Raw genomic sequence first — 21,494 nt, forward strand, 5'->3', positions numbered from 1 at the left:
TCCACCACGGGCGTGCCGCCTGCCCCCGTGCGCATCGAGGAGGCATGAGCATGGAGCCCTTCGCCACGCTGGAGCAGCTCAAGGCCCGCCTGGACTGGACGCTCGACGAGGACGAGGAGCGCTCAGGCGCTGCCGCGCTCGAAGACCTGTCCGGCTGGGCCAGGTACTACGGCCGCCCCTGGCCTGACCCCCTGACTGCCCCGCAGCTCGTCCGCACGATGGTCCTGGGGGCCGCGGTGCGCTACATGCGCAACCCGGAGGGCTACACCCAGTCCCGCGCGGGCGACGAGACGCTGACGTGGAGCGAGCTTGGCGACCGCGCCGGGTCCGTCCACTTCAACCATGACGAGATCCGGGCGCTGACGTCGATGTCGGGCAAGACCTCGCTGCTGACCGCGGCCATCTCGACCTGGAACTCCCGGCCCAGGCCGGACGCCGGGTACGTCCCGGTAGCCGGCGGCGGCAAGCCGTTCCCGATGTTCTCCGACCCGGAGAGCCCCTGGTGAGCCACCAGCGCAAGCGCGGACAACCCGCCCGCATCTGGAAGACGGCCCAGGCCACCGACCGACGCGGCAACCACGTCGTCCGCGCCGAGCCGACCGGCCCGCACGAGGTGCGCGCCGCGTTCATCCCGCAGCGCTCCGCCCGCGCGGAAGTGCCCGGCCAGCAACAGATCAACGTGACCCGCATGATCGTGGACGCCGACCTGCCCGACGTGAATCTCTGGTCCCGCGTCGAGTGGAAGGGGCGGCAGTGGGACATCGTCTCGCCGCCGCAGTACCACCACGGCACGCGCCGCACCCGGCACTGGTCACTCGACATCCGAGAGAGGCCGTAGTGGCTGAGGTGTACCGGCGCGTTGGGCGCCACAAGATCGAGAAGCTCATCGCTCTGCATCGGACCGTGCAGGACGGCCTGGACGACGTCGCCCTGGAACGCGCTGGGCACGCCGAGGCCGCCCTCTCCGCGCACCGCCACGACGGCCACGCGCGCATCGACGTGGAGCAGGGCGACATCGACCGCTACGTGGTCCTCGACGACGAGCGCGGCCTCATGGCCGCCTTGAGCATCGAGTTCGGCCGCGCCCCGGTCCCGCCGACCGAGGACAACCCGGATGGCCGCGCCGGCATGGAGGGCCTCGGGGTCCTCCGCGACGCGATGAGCGTGCAGCGCAAGCCCCGCAGGGGCCGGCGATGATCGACCTCCCCGCCAGCGTCCTGGCCCTGGTCGAACTCACGCCGATCGAGGACATCTGCCTGCGCATCCTGCGCGAGGGCCTGCCGGACGTGCCGGTCGTCAGCCTCATCGCCGACGACGCGCCCGGCCTGTTCATCCTCGTGCGCCGCCTCCCGGCGCTGGGCGAGTGGAGGGGCGACCCGCGCTTCACCGACCAGGCCCGGTTCTCGATCAACGTCTTCACGCAGGACCCGGACGGCGACGAGAAGGGCGCGCTCGTGAGCGAGGCCGTGCGCGTGGTCATGCGCAACGCCTGGCTCGCACACGTCAACTACCCCAACCTGGGGTCGGTCATCTCGATCAGGATGCGCGGCGAGCCCTCCCGCAAGCCCGACTGGGCGACCTCCTCCGGCCCGGTCCAGTACGCCGACCTGCCCACCGGCATGTGGCGCTACGAGAGCACCTACGACCTGGAGATCCGCAAGCCGCGCAGGCGCTGATCCCCCTTCTCCCTCACCCCGCCCTCGTCGAGGAGCGGGGTCCTTGCTGACCCCTCGATCCCTTGGGAGGGAACGACTTTGGCACTCGACGACGGCGCCACTCTCGTCATCGACACCGGCAACTACCTGCTGGCCCCGACCGGCACGGAGATGCCCTCCGACCTGACCTCGCCCCCGGCCCCGTGGGACAACGTCGGCCACACCTCCTTGGAGGAGCTGCTCAGCATCACCTCCGAGGGCGGCGAGGCCACGGTGCTGGCGACGCTCCAGAACAAGACGCTGCGCACCCGCTACTCGGCGCGCACCGAGAGGATGTTGTTCACCCTCCAGCAGTTCGACGTCAAGGGCCTGCGCCTGTTCTACGGCGCGAACGCGCCCCTTCTGGCCAACGGCACGCTGGGCGTCCCGACCGACCCGAAGCCGACCGTGTGCGCGGTGCTGGTCGTGTTCGTGGACGGCGACAACCTCTTCGCCTTCTACGCGCCCAAGGCGGAAATCTACCGCGCGGACGACATGTCGCTTTCGGACACGGAGTCGCTCGCCGGCATGCCGATCGGTATCACCCCACTGGTGCACGGCACGAACACGTGGACCTACGCGGTGACCCCACTGGCGAGCACCCCGACCTCCGTGGTCGCCACAGGCGCGACGGCGGGCACGCCCGGCGCCTTCACCCCGACCGGGGCGGCGCTGCCCGCCGACCTCGCGGCGCTGCGCGCAGGCTCGATCACCGCCTCCCCGACCACCGCGTGGACCACCGGCCAGCACGTCGTGCTCGGCGACTCCTCGCAGGCCCACTGGGACGGCGACTCCTGGGAGTCCGGCGCGGCGGCCTGACCCGCGCGCTCCTCCTGACGTCCGGCGTGCACGTGCCTTGCGGACCCGCGTGCACGCCGGGCCACCCCTCGTGGTGGCACTTCCTCGGTCCGCTTCCCCTTGTCCTGCCCCGCTTCTGGAGGTCCGCAAACCGTGTCCAGCTTCTCCCTCGACGACATCCGCGCCGCCGCCGACCGCAAGTACGGCTCCACCGACATCACCGTGGGCGAGACGACCGTGCGCCTGCTCAACCCGCTGCGGATGAAGAAGGAGCAGCGCGACAGGCTCATCGGCATCCAGAAGCAGATGGAGGCCGAGGCGGGCGAGGACGAGGACGTCGACCAGACGGCGATCTTCCAGGAGGCGTTGCGCATCGTCGCCCAGACCCCCGCGCAGGCCAAGCTGCTCATCTCCGCGATCGGCGACGACCTCGGTGTGCTGGCCGAGGTGTTCGAGCGCTACACGGAGGGCCAGTCGGTGGGGGAAGCCTCGTCCTCTGTCGCCTGATCGACGACTACGGCCGGGGCCTGTACGCGGACCTGCGCTTCCACTACGGCATCGACCTGGTGGACGTGATCGAGTGCCGCGGACCGGCTCCGGCCCTTGTCCTCGCTCTGGTGCAGAGGCTTCCCGACACCTCCATGACCGCTGCCCTCGCCAACGGCGGGTTGCAGCACTTCGGCTGGGGCGTCGACCGGCACATGCGGGCCGACACCTACGACGCCATCAACCTGCAAACCCGCGCGACCGGCAACTGGGGCAAGAAGCCCCCGAGGTTCCCGGAGTGGCCGCGCCCCAACGACAAGCCGAAGGCCGCCGAGCCCGCGCCCAAGAAGCGCGTGAGCGTCGCGGATCTGCACGCGCGGTTCTCCCGGAGGTAGCCCATGCCCGGTACTCAGATCATCGGCCGCGTGGCGGTCAAGGTCCTGCCGAACACGGACGACTTCCGGCCCGACGCCGAGCGCCAGCTCAACGCCATCGAGAAGGCCCTGCGGGACGTCAAGGTCGTCATCAAGCCGAACCTCGACACGAGCGGCATGAAGGCGCAGGCGCGCAAGGTGCGCGAGACCGCGGCCAAGCAGCTCGACGCGATCACGCTGCGCGTGAAGATGGACGACCAGAGTTCGGTGCAGCGGGCCATCGCGCGCCTGCGCGCCGAGCTGGACGCGCTGGACGAGAAGGAAATCAAGGTCAAGCTCGACCGCGCTGACCTGACGAGCAAGCTGGGCGCGCTGGAGAAGCAGCTCGCGAACATCGCCACGCTGAACCTGAAGGTCCGGCCCGGCAGCGCGTCCTCCCTTCAGCGCGCCATCGCCAAGATCGACGCCGAGCTGGAGAAGCTCGAAGAGGTCGACCTCAAGGTCAAGATGGACAAGGCGTCGCTGGACAAGGCCCGCAAGGACCTCAAGGCCCAGCTCGACGCGACGTCCACTGTGGACATCCGGGTCAACGCGGGCAGCGCCTCCTCGCTCAAGTCCGCCATCTCGAAGATCGACGCCGAGCTGGAGAAGCTCCGCGAGGTCGAGATCAAGGTCAAGCCCGACCGCGCCTCCCTGGAGAAGGCCAAGGCCGACCTGGAGCGCAACCTCAAGATCCACTCGGATCTGGAGCTGGCGGTCAACTACGCCAAGGCGGACGAGATCCGCAAGCGCGTGCAGCAGCGCCTCGACGGCGTGAAGATCGCGCCGACCCTCGACCAGGCCGTGGTGCAGCGCACCATGCGCCAGATCGAGGCGCACGCCGAGAAGATCGAGCAGCTCAAGGCCCAGATCAAGCCCGAGCTGGACCCGGTCGCCCGGCGCAAGCTGGAACGCGAGATCGAGGAGATTGAGGACCGGATCGACGGCCTGACCGCCGAGATCCACACCGACGTCAACGCGCTCGCGCAGAAGGCGACCCAGGCCAAGCTGGCGGCGCTGACCCGTGCCCGCCGGGTGCAGATTTTCGTCGACATCAACAAGGCGTCGGCCGCGCGAGTGAGCGCCGTGCTCGCCTCGCTGTCCGGCGCCCGCGTCGCGGCGAACTGGATTCGCCAGCTCGGCGAGTCACTGTCCAACCTGGACAAGAACGTCCCGATCATCGGCTCGATCGCACTCGCCATCGCGGGCCTCGCCGGCTGGGCGCTCACTGCCGTGAGCAACCTCTTCACCCTGTCGGCGTCGCTGGCGCAGATCGGCGGAGCGGCACTCGCACTGCCCGGCATCTTCGGCGGCATCGCGGTCGGAGTGGGCATCGCCATCGCGGTGCTCAAGGACTTCAATGAGGTCCTCCCCGAGGTCAAGACGCGCCTGTCCAGCTTGCAGGACCAGCTCTCCGAGCGGTTCTGGAAGGTGGCCGAGGCGCCGATCCGCCGCCTGGTCAACGACCTCTTCCCCTCCCTGGAGAAGGGCGCCGGCCGAACCGCTGACGCGCTCGGCGGGTTCTTCGCCAACCTCTCGAACTCCCTGCGCAAGTCGCTCGGCCCCAGCGTCCTGGCCGGCATGTTCGACTCGCTGGTTGAGTCGATCAACCGCGCGGGCAAGGGCACCGACGCCTACGCCGGAATCCTCGCCAAGCTCGGCACGGTCGGCTCGTCCTACCTGCCCCGCCTGGCGCAGTGGTTCGTCGACATCTCCCGGCGCCTGGACGACTTCCTCGGGCAGGCGTCCGCGGACGGCCGACTCCAGACCTGGATCGACAACGGCATCCAGGCGCTCGCCGACCTCGGCACGATCATCGTCCAAATCGGACGGATCTTCAACGGGATGTTCAAGGCGGCCGAGGCCGCGGGTGGCTCCACGCTGGGATCGCTGGCCGACGCGCTGACCCGCATCGCGGACATCGTCAACGGCGAGCGCTTCCAGAGCGGCATGACCGACGTCTTCCGCGCGGCGCACCAGGCGATGGACCTCATCGCCTCGATCTCGGGTCCCGCGGTCGCGCGCCTGATGGAGACGCTGGGCCGGACCCTCACCGCCATCCTCCCGATGGTCGGCGAGGCCCTCGGCACGCTGCTCAACGACGTCGCTACGGCCCTGAGCCACCCCGCCTTCCAGGGCGGCCTGGTGCTCATGTTCGAGGCGCTGCGCGACGCCCTGGCCGCACTGGGACCCGCCTTCGGGCCGGTCGCTGTCGCCCTGGGCAAGCTCGCCATCCTCGTGGGCGAGTTCGCTCGCGTCCTCGGCCCGCTGGCGGCCGAGATCCTCGGGACCCTGGCCGAGGTCGTGATCCGGCTCGCGCCGAGCATCACTCGACTGGTCGGCGTCCTGGGCGACGGCCTGCTGCGCGTGGCCGAGGCGCTGTCCCCGGTCCTGCTGCGTGTCGCCGACGCGCTCGCGCGAGCGGCCGACACGGCACTGGTGCCGGCACTCACGACCGCGATCAACGGCTTGCTGCCGGTGCTGGAGCGCCTGCTCCCGCTCATCGGCGACGCGCTCGTCACCGCCCTTGACTCGCTGGTCACCAGCGGCCTGCTCCCCAAGCTGGCCGAGCTATTCGTGCAGATGGTCGGCGTGTGGGGTGGCATGGTCGAGCGCCTGCTGCCCGAGCTGGTCAAGCTGATCCCGCTCGTCGCCGACGCGCTCGCCCGGATCACCGAGGCGGTGACTCCGCTCCTGCCGAGCTTCGCCGAGCTGGCGACGCTGGCGAGCGAGACCCTCGTCCCGGCCTTCGTCGCTTTCGCGGAGGAGGCCCTGCCCCGCCTGGTCGACATGATCGTCAAGCTGGCCGAGGTCTTCGGCCCGATGATCACCGAGGCCGGCAAGGCGGCGGCCGTGTTCCGCGAGGACGTCCTCCCCGCGGCACGCCTGCTGGCGTCCTACCTCGGCGAGAACTTCGCGGAAGTCCTCAGTGGACTGGCCTCGGCCTTCTCGGGCGCTTTCGCTGCCATGAAGGGCTACTGGGACGTCTTCGCCGGGTTCTTCACGGCGGACTGGGGCCGAGTCTGGCGCGGGGTCAAGGAAATCGCCTCGGGAATCTGGTCCATGATCAGCGGCGCCTTCAGCATCTTCCTCGGCTCGAACATGGTGGCACCGCTGACGGAAAGCCTCGGGCAGATGCGCGAGCGCTGGTCGGCCGGATGGCAGGACTTGCAGTCGAAGTCCCGCAGCGCCATGCAGTTCATGTCCGACGCCGTCCGCGACGGCGTGAACGACGTCATCAACTGGGTCCGCGGCATCCCCGGCCGCATCGTCTCGTCGCTCGGCCCGCTGGGTCAGCTCCTCGTCGACGCTGGACGCCAGGTGATCGACGGGTTCCTCGCGGGAATCCGCAGCGCCTTCGGGCGGGTGCAGGCCGCGCTCTCCGAGCTGACCGCACTCCTGCCCGACTGGAAGGGACCGGCCCCTCGCGACCGGACCATCCTGCGCGGCGCCGGCCAGCTCGTCATCGACGGCTTCATCGACGGCCTCGAATCGCGCTACGACGCGGTGCGGAAGTCGTTGCGGGGCCTCACCGATGACGTTGCCGACACCGACTTCGCCCTCCCCGGAGTGGACGCTCCCAGCGTCACGCGGCGGGCGGCGGGGATGGCGGACGGCGCGCTGGCGAGCGGCAGGGACGGCACCCAGAAGGTTCTCAACTACTACGCGGCACCCGGTAGCAGCATCTCCTCCGAGGAGGACCTGTTTGCAGCCGCAGGCCGCGCAAGGATGGTGGGCTGGTAAGTGCCACGACTGCAACTCGAATCCGCGACCGACACCTTCGATCTCGACGACGTCCTGAAAAAGGGAAGGGGGGTGCAGGCCCTGTCCGGTGCAACCGGGCTCGGCCTGCCCCCCGTGTCGGTGCAGTGGCTCAGCGGCGCCGGAGACGGCGCTCGATACCGCGGCCGGCGAGTCCTTCCGCGCGACATCGACCTGCCCCTGCTGATCCAGGCGTCTGGCCGCGACGACCTTCAGCGCACGCTGTCCCGGCTGGCGATCATGCTGGCCGGGCCGTGCACCCTGCGGTTCGTCGAGGACGACGGAACCTCCTGGACTACCGAGGTGGTCCGCGTCGGCGGCGGCGACTACGTCTTCGGCGCGGACACCACGGGCGAGGACGACCTGCTCCTGATCCTCACCCTGCGGGCCGGGGACCCGTTCTTCACCGGCTCGGTGCCCACTCGCAAGGTCGTCGGCGAGCAGACCGGCGTCCGCGGCCTGCTGCCCAACCTGGCGAAGATGCCGGTTGTCAGCTCGCAGGCGATCGGACAAATCCAACTCGAGAACCTGGGCAACGCCGACGCCTTCCCGACCTGGGAAGTCACCGGCCCCGGCAGGGACTTCGAGGCGGTCTCGCCCGGCGGCGAACGGCTGCACTGGCGCGGCACCCTGGCCGCAGGCGAGCGCCTGATCATCGACACGCAGCGGGGAACGGTCGTCGACCACAACGGCGCCAACCGCTACGCCGAACTCGCTGCCGCGCCGCGCTTCTGGGCGATCCCGCCGGGCCTCAGCTCGGCGACCGCGGCCCTGTACGACATCTCACCCGGCACCATCGCCCCCGGCGCGGTGCAGCGCACCAACCTGTGCCCCAATCCGGTGCCGGCGACGCTGACCAACTGGCAGGCCACCGGCACGGAGACCCTCGTGGATGCCCCCTGGGGCGGCAAGGCGGTGCGCGCGGTGTCCTCGTCGGGCAACAGCCCCTTCATCTTCTCGGCCAGCTCGACCGCGGCCTTCGCGGCGGGGCAGACGGTGTCGGCGCGCTGCAAGGTGGCTTTCTCTGATGGTGCCACCCACTTCCGCGTGGCGATGCGGCAGCGCGACACGTCGACCTACCACTTCTTCGGACCGGTCCTGCCCGTGCCCACCGCGGCCTGGGCCGACGTCGCGGTGTCAGGTACGACAATCAACGCCGTCCCGGCCAACAACCTCGACGTGGTGGTGCTCTGGTACGGCAGCTCCGCTCGCGCCGCGCCCCCCGTGGGGTCGGTGGCGATGTGCGGCGACGTCCTGATCGAGGCGGCCGGCTCTGCGGGCGCCTACTTCGACGGCGGCCTGCCTGACTCGCAGATCAACATCTTCGAGTGGACGGGCGAGCCGCACGCCTCGGCGTCGGTGCAGCGCGGCGTCATCACGGTCGGCCGCTCGTCGATCATCTGCTCGTGGCGTCCCCGGAAGTGGCTGGTGGTCTGATGCGGCTCTCCGATCTCACGGTCGAGGTACGCGACCGTGACCTCAAGCGCCTGGGGCTGATCCGGCCCGACGAACTCAACCTGCACCTGAAGGGTGAGCACAACGGCGTCGGGTCTTGGAAGCTGGAGCTGGCCGCAGAGCATCCCCTCGCGGACGCCCTGCGCCAGCCCGGCTCCGGGGTCATCGTCACCGGCCCGCAGGACATCCTCATGTCCGGCCCCACAATCAGCCCGGTCGTGGTCACCTCCGCCAACGACACCGCCGGCATGGTCAGCTTCGAGGGCGTCTCGGACTCCGTCGTGCTGGCCGACATGCTGGCCTGGCCGCAACCGTCCAATCCGGACCCGACCACGCAGGCCGCCTCGCACGACGTGCGCCAGGGCGACGCCGAGAGCGTTATCCACGGCTTCGTCAACGCCAACTGCGGTCCGGGTGCACCGGCCGCACGCCGCAAGGCGAGGCTGCGCATGGGCACCAACCTGGCCCGTGGTCCGGTGGTCAAGAAGTCGGCCCGGTTCCCCGTGCTGGGCAGCCTGATTGCCGACGTCGCCGTGATGGCCGACCTCGGCTTCCGCGTGGTGCAGCGCAGCGACGAGCTGGTGTTCGAGACCTACCAGGTCCTCGACCGCTCGCTGGAGATCCGGCTCGACGTGCTGACCGGCACCCTGGCCTCCCAGTCCGTCGCCGTCGCCGCTCCTGGCGTCACGCGCGTCATCGTGGGCGGCCAGGGTGAGCTGGAGAACCGCGACTTCCTCGCGGCCACCACGCCCGAAGCTGTCGAGGCGGAACAGGACTGGGGTCGGCGGATCGAGCGGTTCGTCGACCAGCGCCAGACCGACGACCCCGAGGAGTACCAGCAGGCCGCGGACGAGGTCCTCGCCGAGGAGGGCTTCACGGCTGTCGCCATGCGCGCGGTCCCCACCGACGACAGCGCGATGCGCTTCGGCATCGACTGGTACCTGGGCGACCGCGTCTCGGCCGTCGTCGGCTCCGGTGAGCTGTCGGCCGTCGCAACCGGCTACGTGCTCACGGTCGGCGCGACCGGCGTGCAGCTCGGCGTCGTCCTCGGCGACCCGCGCCAGTTCGACCGCAGCGAGACGCTGAACCGGCGACTGGAGAACGCGCGCAAGCGCATCAGCGCCCTGGAGCGCAACGCAGAGATCGGAACGACGGCCGCGGACGACGCGGCGGTCATGAGCTTGATGGGGGCGTGGTAGCTCGTGGCGATGACGCCGAAGACCTTTGTCCGCACGGAACTCGGGAGCACGTACGGCGAGGTCGTCGCAACGGTGCCGGCGGGCAAGCGATGGGTGGTGACCAGCCTGCTCCTCTCCAACTACAGGACCGGGAGCGACTCCGAGAGCGCGAACTTCCTGAAGCTGGACGACGTGTTCGTGCTCCACGACGTCAAGCTCAGCCCCGGCGGCGTCTTCACGCTCGACTGCGCCCAGGTGCTCGAAGCGGGCCAGACCATTCAAGCCTGGGCTGACGGAACCTACGGCGCGGCGCTGCACGCCTGCGGCGTGGAGATGGAGGCTTGATGGGACACCAGTTCCTCAACAACGGCCCGGACCCAGCGCTGCACGCCATCAGGGTCCAATTCGGAATGACCGGCGGCGGCACCAAGACGGTGGCCTGGGACCGCAGTGTCCAGTGGTCGCACGACTTCCGGGTCTACGCCCACGGCTACCACCCGATGCTCGTGACCGACACGTCGTGGTGGATTCGAATGCCACCGGACGGCACGGTGATCCCCAACCCGGTTCCGGGCGGCGACAGCGTCACCGTGACCGGTGGCCGAATCCCGATGGGGTCCTACTCCACGCTCTGGTACGTGCTCCCCATCGGCACGAACGGCGACACCTACCCCAACAACTTCCGCATCACCAGCGCCGACGACAACGACGACATCCCGTGGGAGATCCCGTCCCACTGGGTCATGATCGTCACCCGCAACGACTCCGCCGGAGGAGCCCCTCGCGTCCGCTGGGGCACTGGCGAAGTCGACGACTGCTGGGAACCCCTCACGCTGCTGAACGGGTGGTCCAACTACGGCGAGGAGTGGGCGACCGCGCAGTGCCGCAAAGGCCCCAGCTCCCTGGTGGAGGTGCGCGGCCTTGTCCGTTTCGGCAGCGCCGGCCACATCACGACCCTCCCGGTCGGCTACCGCCCCGCGCAGACTCTCCTGACCGTTCAGAACATGGCCGACACCTTCAACCGTGTCGACTTCCGCGCCAACGGCGAGATCCACCGCATGGGCGGCGGAGACGCCTACCTGACGATCAACGCGACGTTCTTCGCCGACAAGTAGGAGGCGCTGGTGACCACCCCGAACGCGAGCGCCATCCTTGGCGTGTCGCTGCGGCTGCTCGGTTGGGAGTACGACGAGGCCGCGGACATGATCCTTGGCGTCTTCACCGACGCGCCCGCGCCGGACGACCCCAACCCGGCCGCCTTCCGGCCCGCACTGCGCTACGTCGTGGCTCTGGAGGTCATCGCCAGCGAGGTCCAGCCGATCGGCGGGCAGCCTCCTGAGCCCACGCCTGAGCCGACGCCCGAGCCCACGCCCGAGCCCACGCCTGAGCCCACGCCTGAGCCCACGCCTGAGCCCACGCCTGAGCCGACGCCCGAGCCCGAGCCCGAGCCCGAGCCCGCCTAGCCTCCCCGTTCCCCTGAAGCCCTCTGCGCCACGACCGCGCGGAGGGCTTCCCCATGCCCGCAGGAGGGCACCTTCGTGGCAGTCAGCTCCTACCCCTTTGACGACCAGTCCACCACCGAATCCCAGTACAGCGCGCTGTTCCGCGAGCTTCAGGACTCCGGCGTCGTGGACAGCGCGAGCGGCACGGCCTTCTCGGTCAGCGCCGACGCGGGCGGCATGTACGTGGACGTCCAGCCGGGCCTGGCAATCGTCCGCGGCCACGTCGTGCAGTCCACCGCCGTGGAACGGCTACCCATCCCGGCGGCCGAATCGCTCGCCCGCACTGACCGCGTCGTCCTGCGCCTGGACCCCTCGCAGAACAAGATCAGCCTGGAGGTGGTGAAGGGCGAGCCCGGCGCGGGCCTTCCGCCGCTCACCCAAACCGACTCCGGCATCTTCGAGACCCCACTCGGCAAGGTTCCCGTCCCGGTCGGCACGACCAACATCGGCACCGCAGCCCCGCAGGACGATCGCCGGTTCGTGGGTGGCCGCGTCCGCGTGTGGCGCACCGAGACCCGTCCGTCCACGCCTCGCGTGGGCGCACTGGGCCTGAACCTGTCCACTGGGCGCTGGGAGTGGTTCAACGGCACGGCCTGGGTTGACCTGGCCCCGGTCATCGTGTGGAACACGATCGAGGGCAAGCCGGCGACCTTCGCCCCGGCCCCGCACCGCCACCACTGGAACGACCTCGACGGCGTGCCCAGCTCGTTCACTCCGTCCGCGCACTCCCACACCTGGGACAGCGTCACCGGCAAGCCCAGCTCGTTCCCGCCCGCCGGCCACACGCACGGCAAGGGCGACATCTCCGGCCTTCAGGCCGACCTGGACTACCTGGTCAACCACAAGTCCTGGGCTGACCACGGACACGGCGACTACGCCGTCTGGGGTCACCGGCACGCCGGACACGAGATCGACGGCCACGTCAACCGCGCCTGGGGCACCGACCGCGTCCACACCAACGGTCCCGGCCCCGGCCCGTGGTACGCGGCGTGGGTCGACGGCAACCGCAACTTCTGCCAGAACACCTCGGCCCGGCGGTTCAAGGAGAACATCCGCGACTACTGGATCGAGCCGGAGCGCGTGCTCGCGCTGCGCCCGCGGGTCTACGACCGCAAGAACACCGACCACAAGGACGAGCTCGGCCTCATCGCCGAGGAGGTCGACCAGACGCTGCCGGAGATCGTCCAGCGCAACGAGGACGGCGTGATCATGTCCCTGCGCTACGACCTGCTCGGCGTCGCCCTCCTCCCGGTCGTCCAGGACCAGCAGAGCCGGATCGAGCGCCTGGAGCGGCTCGTCCACGACCTCATGGAGCGTGGCGCGTGAGCGACCCCGTACTCATCGCCCTGATCACCTCGGGCCTGGGCTTCCTCGGCGGCGTCCTCGGGCTGCTCAAGCGGCAGGACCGCAAGCTGTCCGAGGTCAAGGAGAACACCGCCGAGGCGCGCAAGCAGGTCCAGAACAGCCACTCGACGAACCTGCGCGACGACCTGGACAAGGTCATCGCCGGGCTGGACCGAGTGCTCGCCGGGCAGGCCCGCCACGACGAGGCGCTGCGCGAGCACGGCCAGGAGATCAGCGGACTGGCCCGCGACCTGTCCCACGAGCGCGCCGAGCGCCTGGCCGTGTCCGAGCGGCTGGACCGGCACATCGACAACGCCGGGCGCTGACCCCGCCCGCCCCCTCAACTCCCGAACGCCCTCGCCGGCCACGCGCCAGCGGGGGCGTTCGGCGTTTCCCCACCCCTCACCCCCAAGGAGTAGCCCCGTGGCTTCCACCCCGCTCACCTCCCGCGAGCCGCTCGTCATCCGCGGCGCCATCGTCGCCGCGATCACCGGCCTTCTGCACACCCTCGTCGTGCTCGGCGTCCTGCCGATCGACCCGGAGGCCGAGGCCGCCATCGCTGGCGCCGTCGACCTGCTCGGTACCGCCGTCCTCGTCATCTGGGCGCGCGGCGCCGTCACCCCGGCGACCGGCGACTCCGACGAGAGCTGACCCCGGAAACACAAAACGCCCCGCCTGCTGGTTCGTCCAGCGGGCGGGGCGTTTTTCGTCGTTGTGTGACTACGAGTCCTGCTTGCGCTTCAGTCGCTCGATCTCCTCGGGCGTGGTGACTGCGATCCCGTGTGGGCGGTATCGCGCCTTCGGGGTCGTGGTGCCTCCGCCTCGGGCCTTGGTCTTGCGTGTCGTGATGTTCGCCTTGGGGGCCTTCTCCAGTAGCGCGACCAAGGGCTGCTCGTGCTCCTCGCACAGGTCGACGTTGCCGGCCGTGCCTTCACCGACGTTGCGAAGCTGCCAGGTCCTGGTCTCCCGGTCGGCGTCCTGACAGATGTCGCATACCGTTACTGTAATCCTCATCACTATCTCCTCCGCATGCTGCTCTGACGCGATCAAGTTATGCTCACCTAACAAGGTGAATAACTTGCGACCAAACGACATTTGTGCCAAGGTTACACGCACAGCAACCGGGCCACAAACTCACGAGGGAGTGTGTAACATGCCAAGGTCCAAAATCCAGGACGAGGGTGAAGTCGTCCGCTGGATGGAGGAGGGCAAGCCATATAGCTGGATGGTCGAGGAGTACAAGCGCAAGTACAACGTTGAGACCTCCATATCCATGTGGTCCAACTTCCGCCGCCGCCACGACTTCGAAGGTCGTATGGCTCGCGACCCCGAGCTGGTGCCGTGGAAGGTCAAGGAGGAGCACTCCTGGGCGACGCCGCTGACCATGCTCCGGCTGGAAGCGCGCCGGCGGCAGGGCTTTCCGCTGCGGCCTCAGGACGAAACCCGCCTGATCAACTGGCTGGATGCCGTGAAGTTGCAGCAGGCGGTCGTGCACTACGACCCCGACACCGAGGAGGGCTTCTTCTACGTTCCGCGCGAGGAGCGTGACGACGACCTCATCCGACGTCCGCTGGACGGGTAGCCGATGGAGATGCGCCATGCCGACAGCTCACTCCGAGCATCCACCTGATGACCCGTTGAAGTTTCAACTGGTCAGACCAGCACCTGACGAAAGTACAGCGCCCCAGCTTGTTAGCCGGGGCGCTGTCTCGTTTCCTGATCGTAATAATTGCATGTTTACTACCTGCCGGTAGGTGGTAACAGCGGTGGTTTCATACCCGATGGAACCGGCATCAGCCCGTCTGGGTCGCGGCGCACTTCCCCTCGCCAAAGTTGTCGTTGACAGAGCAACGACCGGTCGGGTAGAACAACAGCAGAACATCTCAACTTACCCATAAGGAGCGCCGCAGTGCACCAAGCTCCACTGCACGACGCACCCCTCGCGGGCGCGATCCCTGCCATCCTCGTCGGCGCCAACTCTTCGATCCGGGAGGCCCGGACCACTCCTCTTCTTGAGGGCGTGGCGGCCGGACGGGTCCGCTTCCACCTCGACACCGAGGAGTTCGACTTCTACGTCGACGTGGCGCCCGGCACCGCCTCCGCCTGGATTTCGCTCACGCTGACCTACATGGCCTTGCTCGGCTACGAGCCGATCCCGCTCAACGAGTGCGAGGCCGAACTACTCGACGACGGATGGGTGCGCCGCTACTTCGTGCCGATCGAGCCCGTCGAGGACGGCATCGACCCCGTGATCGTCGCGCCGCGGGTGGCCGCTTGACCATCCAGGTCCCCAACCGGCTGTCCTACTCCTCGTTGTCGTCCTACTCCGAGTGCGGAGAGCGCTGGCGCCTGGAGCGTGGACACAAGCTCAACAGCTCCACCTGGTACGCAACGGTTGCCGGCTCGGCGGTCCACACGATCACCGAGGCCCACGACCTCGCCGAGGTTGGTCGCCGAGACGGCGACATCCCGAGCTTCAAGGAGACGTTCGACAGCCTGCTCGCCAAGGAGCGCGCGAACGGCGTCGAGGTCAAGCCCTCGGGCAAGAAGCTCAAGAACGTCGGCCCCACGGGCGGGCCGAACAAGAAGGACTACGAGTGGTGGCTGATCTACGGCCCCCTCTACGTGCAGAAGTGGCTGGACTGGAAGTCAGCCAGTGACTGGAAGATCGCGATCCTGCCGGACGGCTCGGTCGGGATCGAGGTCATGATCAACGAGGCCGTCGCGGGCGATCCGTTCCTGGGGTTCATCGACCGCGTCTACATCACGCCGGACGGCCAGGTCGTCATCGTCGACCTCAAGACCGGCGCGGTGCCTCTGTCCTCCATCCAGCTCGGCAGCTACCGCGTTGGCCTGTGGCGCAAGTACGGCATCGACGCCGAGTGGGGCGCCTACTGGATGGCGAGCGACGGCGAGCTGACCGGGCTCAAGGACCTCACGGTCTACAGCGACGAGTACATCGACGCGCAGTACGCGATGGCGTGGGCAGGCATCCGCAACGGTGTCTTCCTCCCCAACGTCACGTCGATGTGCAGGGGCTGCGGCGTTCGGGACTACTGCCGCGCGGTCGGCGGCCGACGAGCGAACGAGCTGCCCGTCAGGGATGACCTCATCCTCACGCCGCCGGAGAAGCAGGAGACGAAATCTCAGGTTGCACAGTCTTCCCCGATCGTGTAACCTGAGGACATCGAACGAGAGGAGCCCACACTCCAGTGAGCAACGAGATCAGCAACGCCCGCAGGGTCACGGTCACCATCAAGGGCAAGGGCGACAAGGCCGACCCCTGGGCGGTCTTCTACGGCTCGCCGGCCGAGATCCGCGAGGACCTCATCGGCTACTTCGGCCTCGACTCCTACTCGACGGAGCAGCACACGCTGCACGAGCTGGTGCAGCTCGCCGCGAAGATCGCCTCGGGTGCACCGATGCCCGCGGGGATGCAGGCCAGCGCCTCCGGCGACTCGGAGGCCGAGGCCGAGGCTCGGGCGATGAAGCTGCTCAAGGACGAGCTGGGCGCGCGGCCGGTCGGCGAGTCGACCACCGCGGAGGACGTCTGGGCCAGCGCCAGCTCCTCGCCCGCGGACCCGCCCTGGCCGACCGACGACAAGCCCGTCGTGAACCCGATGCTGGCGCGGATCGACGCCTGCGCCTCGGTTGAGGCGCTGAAGAAGCTCTGGGCGGAGAACCAGGCCGCCTTCGCGGACGGCTCGCTGATGGACGCCTACAAGGCCAAGGGCCGGGCGCTCAAGGCTGCCGCCTGACCTCGCGCTCGTCCCCCGTTCCGTCTCGCCAGGAGGTACCGCAACCGTGCTGAAGACCCTCTTCACCAAGCCCGTCGTCGAGCCCGCCGAGCCGTCGCTGACCGAGCGCCTGACCCTGGCGAGCGACCAGGCCAGCCGCGCGCTGGCGCAGTACACCGAGGCCGCGGAGGTGCTGGAGAACGCCGCCCGCGAGCAGGAGATGGTCGCGCAGGAGGCGGCGGCTGAGATCGAGCGTCTCGCCGGCCAGGCCGCGTTCGCCGAGTTCTCGGCCGCGCAGAACCGCGCGTCCGCCAAGAAGCTCCGCGACATCACGCGCTAACAGGGGTTGCACTTCCGCTCCGAGTTGTGTAACCTGAGAACATCTTCGGCGAGGCTCTGACCTCGCCTTTCCTTGAGCCGCTTGGGTAACCTGAGAGATCCGGCTCTCGCTCCACCTTCATCACCCCCAACCTAGGGAGAACCCCAACAGTGCTGACCTTCGCCGACATCCCCAACCAGTCCGGTGGCTGGCTCAAGCCCGCCGAGCTTCAGGGCGCTGTCGCGATCCTCGTCGAGGTCAAGTCGTTCGAGCGCCAGCGGCCGACGCCGCACGGCCCGAAGGACTCGGCCCTCGTGGACATCTCCGCCTTCATGTCCCCGGCCGACCTCGACAACGGCGAGCCGGAGATCCAGCAGGGCGTCCGCGTCGAGCAGACCGTCCTGGCCCGCGACCTCGGCCAGCTCGTCGGTCAGGCGACCGTCGTGACCCTGGCGCAGGTGCCGAGCAAGACGCCCGGCTCGAAGCCGGCCTGGGTGTGGCGCCAGGTCGACCGCGCCTCCCAGCAGAAGGTCGTGGCCTACGCGACCAAGCGCGAGGCGGCGCTCCAGGCCGCCATGTCGGACGCGCCCGACTTCGACTGATGGCCGAGGCGCAGCAGGGCACGAGGCGGGCTTCCCGGTCCGCCTCGGCCCCGACCCCCAGCGTGGCTCGGCTCGTGCACTACACGACCGACCCCGGCGGCGCCACGCGCGCCGCGCTCATCACCGACGTCCACGGGGACGGCTCCACCGCGGACCTGCTGATCTTCAACCAGGTCGCCCCGTACGCGCACCCGCTGCCCGGCGTGCCGTTCGCGGAGGAGCCGACCCCCGGCCACTACCACTGGCCCCCGCGGGCCTAGGAGGCATCGCAGTTGCTCACGCCCTCGCGGTCGCTGAGTCTGCACGCCGAGTCCGGCCGTGAGCTTCCTCGGGTGCCTGCATTCCAGAGTCTGTACGACCTGGGATGCAGGCCCCGTCACGGGGAAGTGATCATGATCGCCGGTCGCTCGGGTACGCAGAAGTCCGGCCTGGCGCTGTTCTGGGTCGCGCAGATGAACCTGCCGACGCTGTACTTCAGCGCCGACATGAGCGCCTTCACCGCCTCGTCCCGCCTCGCGTCGATGGCCCTCGGGCACACGACGGAGATGGTCGAGGCGGGTATGGCCGAAGGCGGCCACCACCGTCAGAAGTACCTCGACGCGCTCGCCGACTCGCGCATCACCTTCAGCTTCGGCTCGCCGATCTCCTGGCAGGCGGTCGACGAGGAACTGGAGGCGTACATCGAGCTGTGGAACGAGTACCCGCAGGTCATCGTCTTCGACAACCTGATGGACTTCGACGGCGCCGAGTCGGACTACACCGAGCAGATGGCGGTGATGAGTTCGGCCACCGAGCTTGCCCGCGCCACGGGCGCGACCGTCATCCTCCTGCACCACGCCAGCGACAAGTCCTGGGAAGCCAAGAGCGACCCGTGGGCGCCGCCGTCTCGCGACCAGGTCAAGGGTGGCCTGTCGGAGAAGCCGGAGCTGTCGCTGTCCGTGGCCCTGGACCCGACGTCGCTCATCTACCGCATCGCGGTGATCAAGCAGCGCATGGGGCCGTCCGACCCGACAGCGCGCACCTACGCGGCGCTGCGCTGCGAGCCCGACAAGACGCGCTTCCACGCGATCGACACCCACAACCCCGCATTGGCAGGTGTTTCACTGTGACCTACGACCGCTCCTTGCGGATCGACGGCGAGGACTTCGAGATCGTCGCCGCGGCCGGCGAGTACGACTGGAGCTGGCGCGAGGCTGCACTCCTGCGCTCGGCCTCCGGTGAGCTGTTCTACCTGTTCGAGAGCGGCTGCTCCTGCGAGAGCCTCGGCTCCTACACCAGGCGCGAGGACCTGACGCCGGTCCAGACCTGGCAGCAGGCCGTCGAGCTGGCGAAGCAGGACCTGAACGAGAGCCACGTCGCCGAGTTCGCGACCCAGCTCAACGAGCTGCGCCCGGCTCGCTCGACCGCGGGGAGCGTGACGGCTTGACCGACATCTCCAAGCGCAACGCCGCCAACCGGCGCCGTGGTGCGCAGTGGCAGAGCGACCTCCGCGACGGCCTGCGTGACGCGGGCCTGGACGTGGAGCGCCTGGTGCTGACCGGCAAGGAAGACGAGGGCGACCTCGTGGTCCGCGACTTCGCCAGGGCTGGCGAGTTCGTCGTGATCGAGGCCAAGGCCGGCCAGCTCCACGTGACGGAGTTCGTCCGCCAGGCCCTGGTCGAGGGCGGCCACTTCGCCAAGCACCGCAGCCTCGACCGGGCGCGCGTCGCCAGCATCGCCGTGGTCAAGCGCCGCGGGATGAACTGGAAGGACGCGCTCGTCCTGACGACCGTGGGCGACTACTTCGGGTTGACCAGGTGAAGTACTCCGACCTGACGCCCCATCTCGTCGCCATGTCCAACGCGATGGACAAGCTCGCCGTGCAGGCCGAAATCCTCGGCGGCGAGTGGCAGGAGTGGATGGACCTGCGCGCCTGGCCGCAGGGCACCGACACCGCCACCGTCGAGTTCGAGATCGAAGCCCGGCTGGAGGCCGACGACCTCGGCATCGAGCACTGGGGGGTCCGGCAGATCCGCGCCGCCGAGCTGCTGTTCGACGTCGTGCCGACGCCGGCAAGCCTCGCCGAGCTGGGCTACGACCGGACCTCCGGCACTCTGCGCGGCCGGAAGCTGGCGTGACCGACACCGAGCGCCCGGACCTGGGCGCGCTGTTCGAGCACTACGGCGTTCGCTTCTCCGGCCGGACCCGCCAGATGGTCGCCTGCCCGCTGCACGAGGACCGGACCCCCTCGTGCAGCGTCGACCTCGACAAGGGCTTGTGGAACTGCCACTCCTGCGGCCGGGCGGGCGACAGCTTCAACCTGATCCAGCTCAAGGAGGACCTCGACTTTGGCGGAGCACGAACCTTTGCAGCCTCTCTCGGACTCGCAACGGGAAGCGCTGGAGGAGGCGACGACGAGCTATCAGGCAGCGCTTACGGCGGACGCCGCAAGGTGGCTGGTCGCAAGGGGAATCAGCCGCGAGGCGGCGGTTACGTTCCGGCTTGGCGTCGTCGCTGACCCCCACCCCGGACACGGGAAGTTCCGCGGCTTCCTCGCGATCCCCTACCTGGACCGCAACGGCAAGCCGCTGATGATCCGCTTCCGGTGCCTTCAGGAGCACGACCACCGGGCGCTGTTCCACGGCAAGTACATGACGCTGGAGGGCGACGCCCCCCGGATGTTCAACGTCGGCGCCGTGCACGAGGCCGAGGACGAGATCCACGTCTGCGAAGGCGAACTGGACGCGGTCATCCTGCGGATGCTCGGCCTGTACGCGGTCGCCATCCCCGGCGCCAAGCTCTGGTTCGCCCGGCACCGCCGGATGCTGGCCGGCTTCTCGCGGGTGTACGTCTGGGGCGACCCCGACGACGCGGGCGCCGAGTTCGTCAGCAAGGTCACCCGCTCCCTGCGCACCGCCAAGGGTGTGCGGCTGTCGCCCCAGATCGGCGACGTCACCGACACCTACCTGGCCGGTGGCCGCGACGCCATCTTCGACGCCTTCAGGCCCAAGAGCCCGGTCGCCGCGTGACCGACGACGCCCCCGAGGTCTGGGTCGACTTCGGCACCGCGCTTCGCCTGGAAGACCTTCCCCCCGCCTACCTCGAACACCTGGAGCCCCACACAGTGCTGAGCTACAGCGAGATGCTCGCGTTGAACGAGCGAGTCCGCCTGACCAACAACGCCCTGTCCCTCGTGCGCGCCGAGCGCAACGCGCAGGACGCCCAGTGGGGCACGCAGGACCACCCGGACGGCACCGGCCCGGCGTTCAACTCAGCGCTGGGTGACGCCCGGCGCAACATGGCCGAGGCGCAGCGGTTCGGCGTGCTCTCCTGGCGCGACATCCTCCTGGAGGAGGTCTTCGAGGCGCTGTGCGAGCAGGACGCCGAACGACTCGGCGAGGAGCTGACCCAGCTCGCCGCCGTCGCGGTCGCCTGGCGGGAAGCCCTGCACCGCCGCGGCACGGCCCCGGTCCAGCCCGAGACGCCGCTCCGGTTCGCATCGCTGCACACGACGCAGGTCAACGTCGCCAACCCGTTCTGGGGCGGCGGGGCGTGACCTCCCAGGACTTCGAGCCCGGCCAGCTCGCCCTGGTCATCCGCTACGGCGAGGAAGACGGCGAGCTGGCCCTGTTCATGGACTACGGCGACGGCGGGCACTGGCAGTTCTTCGGTGACGAGATCGTCGACTACCCCGAGGACGTGACCGTCGTGCAGCGCGTCGAGGTGGTGCCCACGTGACCCCCGAGACGATCACCGTCCGCGTGCCGGTCTGGCCGGCGGAGCCGCAGGATCTCGGCAGCCATCCCGAGCACGGCGGGCTGGTGGACCGCTTCTGCGTGCTGTGCCGCAAGGTGACGCACTCGGACAGCGGGAGCACCTGGACCGGCGAGGGATGCGACCAGGTGGTGCTGTCCGACTTCTGGGGGCCGGTGCACGCGACCTGCTACGTCCGCGCCGTCGAGGGCCAGCACGGCGTCGGGGCCTGGGTGGTGCTCGCCTCCGACATCGCCAAGCGGCCGAGCCGCTACAGCGCCTCCGACATCCGCTCCGTGCTCCGACAGCTCCTCCGCATCGTGAGCAGTTCCGCGCTCAGGAAGGCAGTGCAGACCGAGTGACCGAACCCCTGCCTGGGACTCCAGGCCCCACCCTCGCGGCCCTCTGGAACAGCCTCAGCCCCGACCAGAGGGCCGCTCTGCGCCCGCACCTGCTCGGCACCACCTCAGCC

The 21,494-nt window shown here is 69.3% G+C and carries 33 protein-coding genes; 32 read left to right on the forward strand and 1 reads right to left on the reverse strand.

The features are described 5' to 3' along the window. The first annotated feature begins 44 nt into the window (after positions 1-44). From L6E10_RS30035 to L6E10_RS30110, 16 genes are all read left to right on the forward strand, one after another. On the forward strand, positions 45-506 hold the full coding sequence (locus tag L6E10_RS30035; RefSeq protein WP_236223515.1) for a hypothetical protein: 462 nt from the start codon (positions 45-47) through the stop codon (positions 504-506). After that, positions 503-838, forward strand: coding sequence for a hypothetical protein (locus L6E10_RS30040; protein WP_236223516.1), 336 nt, complete (start codon positions 503-505; stop codon positions 836-838). The genes L6E10_RS30035 and L6E10_RS30040 overlap by 4 nt, the downstream gene beginning before the upstream one ends. Next, positions 838-1,197: a DUF5403 family protein gene (locus L6E10_RS30045; protein ID WP_236223517.1), complete on the forward strand. Its 360-nt coding sequence runs from the start codon at positions 838-840 to the stop codon at positions 1,195-1,197. The genes L6E10_RS30040 and L6E10_RS30045 overlap by 1 nt, the downstream gene beginning before the upstream one ends. Further along, positions 1,194-1,676 carry a hypothetical protein gene (locus L6E10_RS30050; protein ID WP_236223518.1) on the forward strand — a complete coding sequence of 161 codons (483 nt, stop codon included), beginning with the start codon at positions 1,194-1,196 and terminating at the stop codon, positions 1,674-1,676. Before L6E10_RS30045 ends, L6E10_RS30050 begins: the two co-directional genes overlap by 4 nt. Positions 1,677-1,754: 78 nt before the next feature. Next, complete coding sequence (locus L6E10_RS30055) at positions 1,755-2,513, forward strand: hypothetical protein (protein WP_236223519.1); 759 nt, start codon at positions 1,755-1,757, stop codon at positions 2,511-2,513. A 132-nt stretch (positions 2,514-2,645) separates the two neighbouring features. Next, the gene (locus tag L6E10_RS30060; RefSeq protein ID WP_236223520.1) at positions 2,646-2,999 is read left to right on the forward strand and encodes a phage tail assembly protein; all 354 of its coding nucleotides are present in this window, start codon (positions 2,646-2,648) and stop codon (positions 2,997-2,999) included. A 110-nt stretch (positions 3,000-3,109) separates the two neighbouring features. After that, positions 3,110-3,373, forward strand: a complete 264-nt coding sequence (locus tag L6E10_RS30065; protein ID WP_236223521.1) for a hypothetical protein — start codon at positions 3,110-3,112, stop codon at positions 3,371-3,373. A 3-nt stretch (positions 3,374-3,376) separates the two neighbouring features. Then, positions 3,377-7,135 carry a hypothetical protein gene (locus L6E10_RS30070; protein ID WP_236223522.1) on the forward strand — a complete coding sequence of 1,253 codons (3,759 nt, stop codon included), beginning with the start codon at positions 3,377-3,379 and terminating at the stop codon, positions 7,133-7,135. Then, positions 7,136-8,590 (forward strand): phage tail domain-containing protein, encoded by a 1,455-nt coding sequence (locus tag L6E10_RS30075; RefSeq protein ID WP_236223523.1) that lies wholly within the window; start codon positions 7,136-7,138, stop codon positions 8,588-8,590. It begins immediately after the preceding gene. Continuing rightward, positions 8,590-9,807, forward strand: a complete 1,218-nt coding sequence (locus L6E10_RS30080) for a siphovirus ReqiPepy6 Gp37-like family protein (protein WP_236223524.1) — start codon at positions 8,590-8,592, stop codon at positions 9,805-9,807. Before L6E10_RS30075 ends, L6E10_RS30080 begins: the two co-directional genes overlap by 1 nt. Positions 9,808-9,810: 3 nt before the next feature. Then, positions 9,811-10,131 (forward strand): hypothetical protein, encoded by a 321-nt coding sequence (locus L6E10_RS30085; protein WP_236223525.1) that lies wholly within the window; start codon positions 9,811-9,813, stop codon positions 10,129-10,131. After that, the gene (locus tag L6E10_RS30090) at positions 10,131-10,901 is read left to right on the forward strand and encodes a hypothetical protein (protein WP_236223526.1); all 771 of its coding nucleotides are present in this window, start codon (positions 10,131-10,133) and stop codon (positions 10,899-10,901) included. The genes L6E10_RS30085 and L6E10_RS30090 overlap by 1 nt, the downstream gene beginning before the upstream one ends. Positions 10,902-10,910: 9 nt before the next feature. Then, positions 10,911-11,249 (forward strand): hypothetical protein, encoded by a 339-nt coding sequence (locus L6E10_RS30095; RefSeq protein WP_236223527.1) that lies wholly within the window; start codon positions 10,911-10,913, stop codon positions 11,247-11,249. 75 nt (positions 11,250-11,324) lie between these two features. Continuing rightward, positions 11,325-12,614 (forward strand): tail fiber domain-containing protein, encoded by a 1,290-nt coding sequence (locus tag L6E10_RS30100; RefSeq protein WP_236223528.1) that lies wholly within the window; start codon positions 11,325-11,327, stop codon positions 12,612-12,614. Then, positions 12,611-12,958, forward strand: a complete 348-nt coding sequence (locus L6E10_RS30105) for a DUF2746 domain-containing protein (protein ID WP_236223529.1) — start codon at positions 12,611-12,613, stop codon at positions 12,956-12,958. Before L6E10_RS30100 ends, L6E10_RS30105 begins: the two co-directional genes overlap by 4 nt. Positions 12,959-13,055: 97 nt before the next feature. Then, positions 13,056-13,283: a hypothetical protein gene (locus L6E10_RS30110; RefSeq protein ID WP_236223530.1), complete on the forward strand. Its 228-nt coding sequence runs from the start codon at positions 13,056-13,058 to the stop codon at positions 13,281-13,283. 69 nt (positions 13,284-13,352) lie between these two features. Here the strand turns inward: L6E10_RS30110 and L6E10_RS30115 are convergent, their stop codons facing one another. Continuing rightward, positions 13,353-13,682 (reverse strand): hypothetical protein, encoded by a 330-nt coding sequence (locus tag L6E10_RS30115; RefSeq protein WP_236223531.1) that lies wholly within the window; start codon positions 13,680-13,682, stop codon positions 13,353-13,355. A gap of 103 nt (positions 13,683-13,785) precedes the next feature. Between L6E10_RS30115 and L6E10_RS30120 the strand changes: the two genes are divergently transcribed. The 16 genes from L6E10_RS30120 (at position 13,786) to L6E10_RS30195 (ending at position 21,384) form a co-directional block, all read left to right on the forward strand. Further along, positions 13,786-14,214 carry a hypothetical protein gene (locus L6E10_RS30120; RefSeq protein ID WP_236223532.1) on the forward strand — a complete coding sequence of 143 codons (429 nt, stop codon included), beginning with the start codon at positions 13,786-13,788 and terminating at the stop codon, positions 14,212-14,214. Between the two features lie 327 nt (positions 14,215-14,541). Continuing rightward, on the forward strand, positions 14,542-14,910 hold the full coding sequence (locus L6E10_RS30125) for a hypothetical protein (RefSeq protein ID WP_236223533.1): 369 nt from the start codon (positions 14,542-14,544) through the stop codon (positions 14,908-14,910). Further along, positions 14,907-15,809 (forward strand): PD-(D/E)XK nuclease family protein, encoded by a 903-nt coding sequence (locus L6E10_RS30130; RefSeq protein WP_236223534.1) that lies wholly within the window; start codon positions 14,907-14,909, stop codon positions 15,807-15,809. The genes L6E10_RS30125 and L6E10_RS30130 overlap by 4 nt, the downstream gene beginning before the upstream one ends. Before the next feature lie 35 nt (positions 15,810-15,844). Next, positions 15,845-16,390, forward strand: coding sequence for a hypothetical protein (locus L6E10_RS30135; protein ID WP_236223535.1), 546 nt, complete (start codon positions 15,845-15,847; stop codon positions 16,388-16,390). A gap of 46 nt (positions 16,391-16,436) precedes the next feature. Continuing rightward, the gene (locus L6E10_RS30140; RefSeq protein WP_236223536.1) at positions 16,437-16,709 is read left to right on the forward strand and encodes a hypothetical protein; all 273 of its coding nucleotides are present in this window, start codon (positions 16,437-16,439) and stop codon (positions 16,707-16,709) included. Between the two features lie 149 nt (positions 16,710-16,858). Continuing rightward, the gene (locus tag L6E10_RS30145; RefSeq protein ID WP_236223537.1) at positions 16,859-17,290 is read left to right on the forward strand and encodes a hypothetical protein; all 432 of its coding nucleotides are present in this window, start codon (positions 16,859-16,861) and stop codon (positions 17,288-17,290) included. Then, positions 17,290-17,550 (forward strand): hypothetical protein, encoded by a 261-nt coding sequence (locus L6E10_RS30150; RefSeq protein WP_236223538.1) that lies wholly within the window; start codon positions 17,290-17,292, stop codon positions 17,548-17,550. The genes L6E10_RS30145 and L6E10_RS30150 overlap by 1 nt, the downstream gene beginning before the upstream one ends. A gap of 72 nt (positions 17,551-17,622) precedes the next feature. Next, positions 17,623-18,399, forward strand: coding sequence for an AAA family ATPase (locus L6E10_RS30155; RefSeq protein ID WP_308102911.1), 777 nt, complete (start codon positions 17,623-17,625; stop codon positions 18,397-18,399). Then, positions 18,396-18,716: a hypothetical protein gene (locus L6E10_RS30160; protein ID WP_236223540.1), complete on the forward strand. Its 321-nt coding sequence runs from the start codon at positions 18,396-18,398 to the stop codon at positions 18,714-18,716. The genes L6E10_RS30155 and L6E10_RS30160 overlap by 4 nt, the downstream gene beginning before the upstream one ends. Then, complete coding sequence (locus L6E10_RS30165) at positions 18,713-19,090, forward strand: hypothetical protein (protein ID WP_236223541.1); 378 nt, start codon at positions 18,713-18,715, stop codon at positions 19,088-19,090. Before L6E10_RS30160 ends, L6E10_RS30165 begins: the two co-directional genes overlap by 4 nt. After that, a complete protein-coding gene (locus L6E10_RS30170; RefSeq protein ID WP_236223542.1) occupies positions 19,087-19,407 on the forward strand; it encodes a hypothetical protein in 321 nt (106 codons plus the stop codon). The genes L6E10_RS30165 and L6E10_RS30170 overlap by 4 nt, the downstream gene beginning before the upstream one ends. Beyond that, entirely contained in the window at positions 19,404-19,787 is a 384-nt protein-coding gene (locus L6E10_RS30175) for a CHC2 zinc finger domain-containing protein (RefSeq protein ID WP_236223543.1), read from the forward strand. Before L6E10_RS30170 ends, L6E10_RS30175 begins: the two co-directional genes overlap by 4 nt. A 73-nt stretch (positions 19,788-19,860) precedes the next feature. Continuing rightward, the gene (locus tag L6E10_RS30180) at positions 19,861-20,298 is read left to right on the forward strand and encodes a toprim domain-containing protein (protein WP_236223544.1); all 438 of its coding nucleotides are present in this window, start codon (positions 19,861-19,863) and stop codon (positions 20,296-20,298) included. Beyond that, positions 20,295-20,825 carry a hypothetical protein gene (locus L6E10_RS30185; RefSeq protein WP_236223545.1) on the forward strand — a complete coding sequence of 177 codons (531 nt, stop codon included), beginning with the start codon at positions 20,295-20,297 and terminating at the stop codon, positions 20,823-20,825. Before L6E10_RS30180 ends, L6E10_RS30185 begins: the two co-directional genes overlap by 4 nt. After that, a complete protein-coding gene (locus L6E10_RS30190; protein ID WP_236223546.1) occupies positions 20,822-21,007 on the forward strand; it encodes a hypothetical protein in 186 nt (61 codons plus the stop codon). Before L6E10_RS30185 ends, L6E10_RS30190 begins: the two co-directional genes overlap by 4 nt. Next, on the forward strand, positions 21,004-21,384 hold the full coding sequence (locus L6E10_RS30195) for a hypothetical protein (protein WP_236223547.1): 381 nt from the start codon (positions 21,004-21,006) through the stop codon (positions 21,382-21,384). The genes L6E10_RS30190 and L6E10_RS30195 overlap by 4 nt, the downstream gene beginning before the upstream one ends. Positions 21,385-21,494: the final 110 nt, after the last annotated feature.

The sequence above is a fragment of the Lentzea sp. CC55 genome, assembly GCF_021056325.1.
Taxonomy (GTDB): Bacteria; Actinomycetota; Actinomycetes; order Mycobacteriales; family Pseudonocardiaceae; genus Lentzea; species Lentzea jiangxiensis.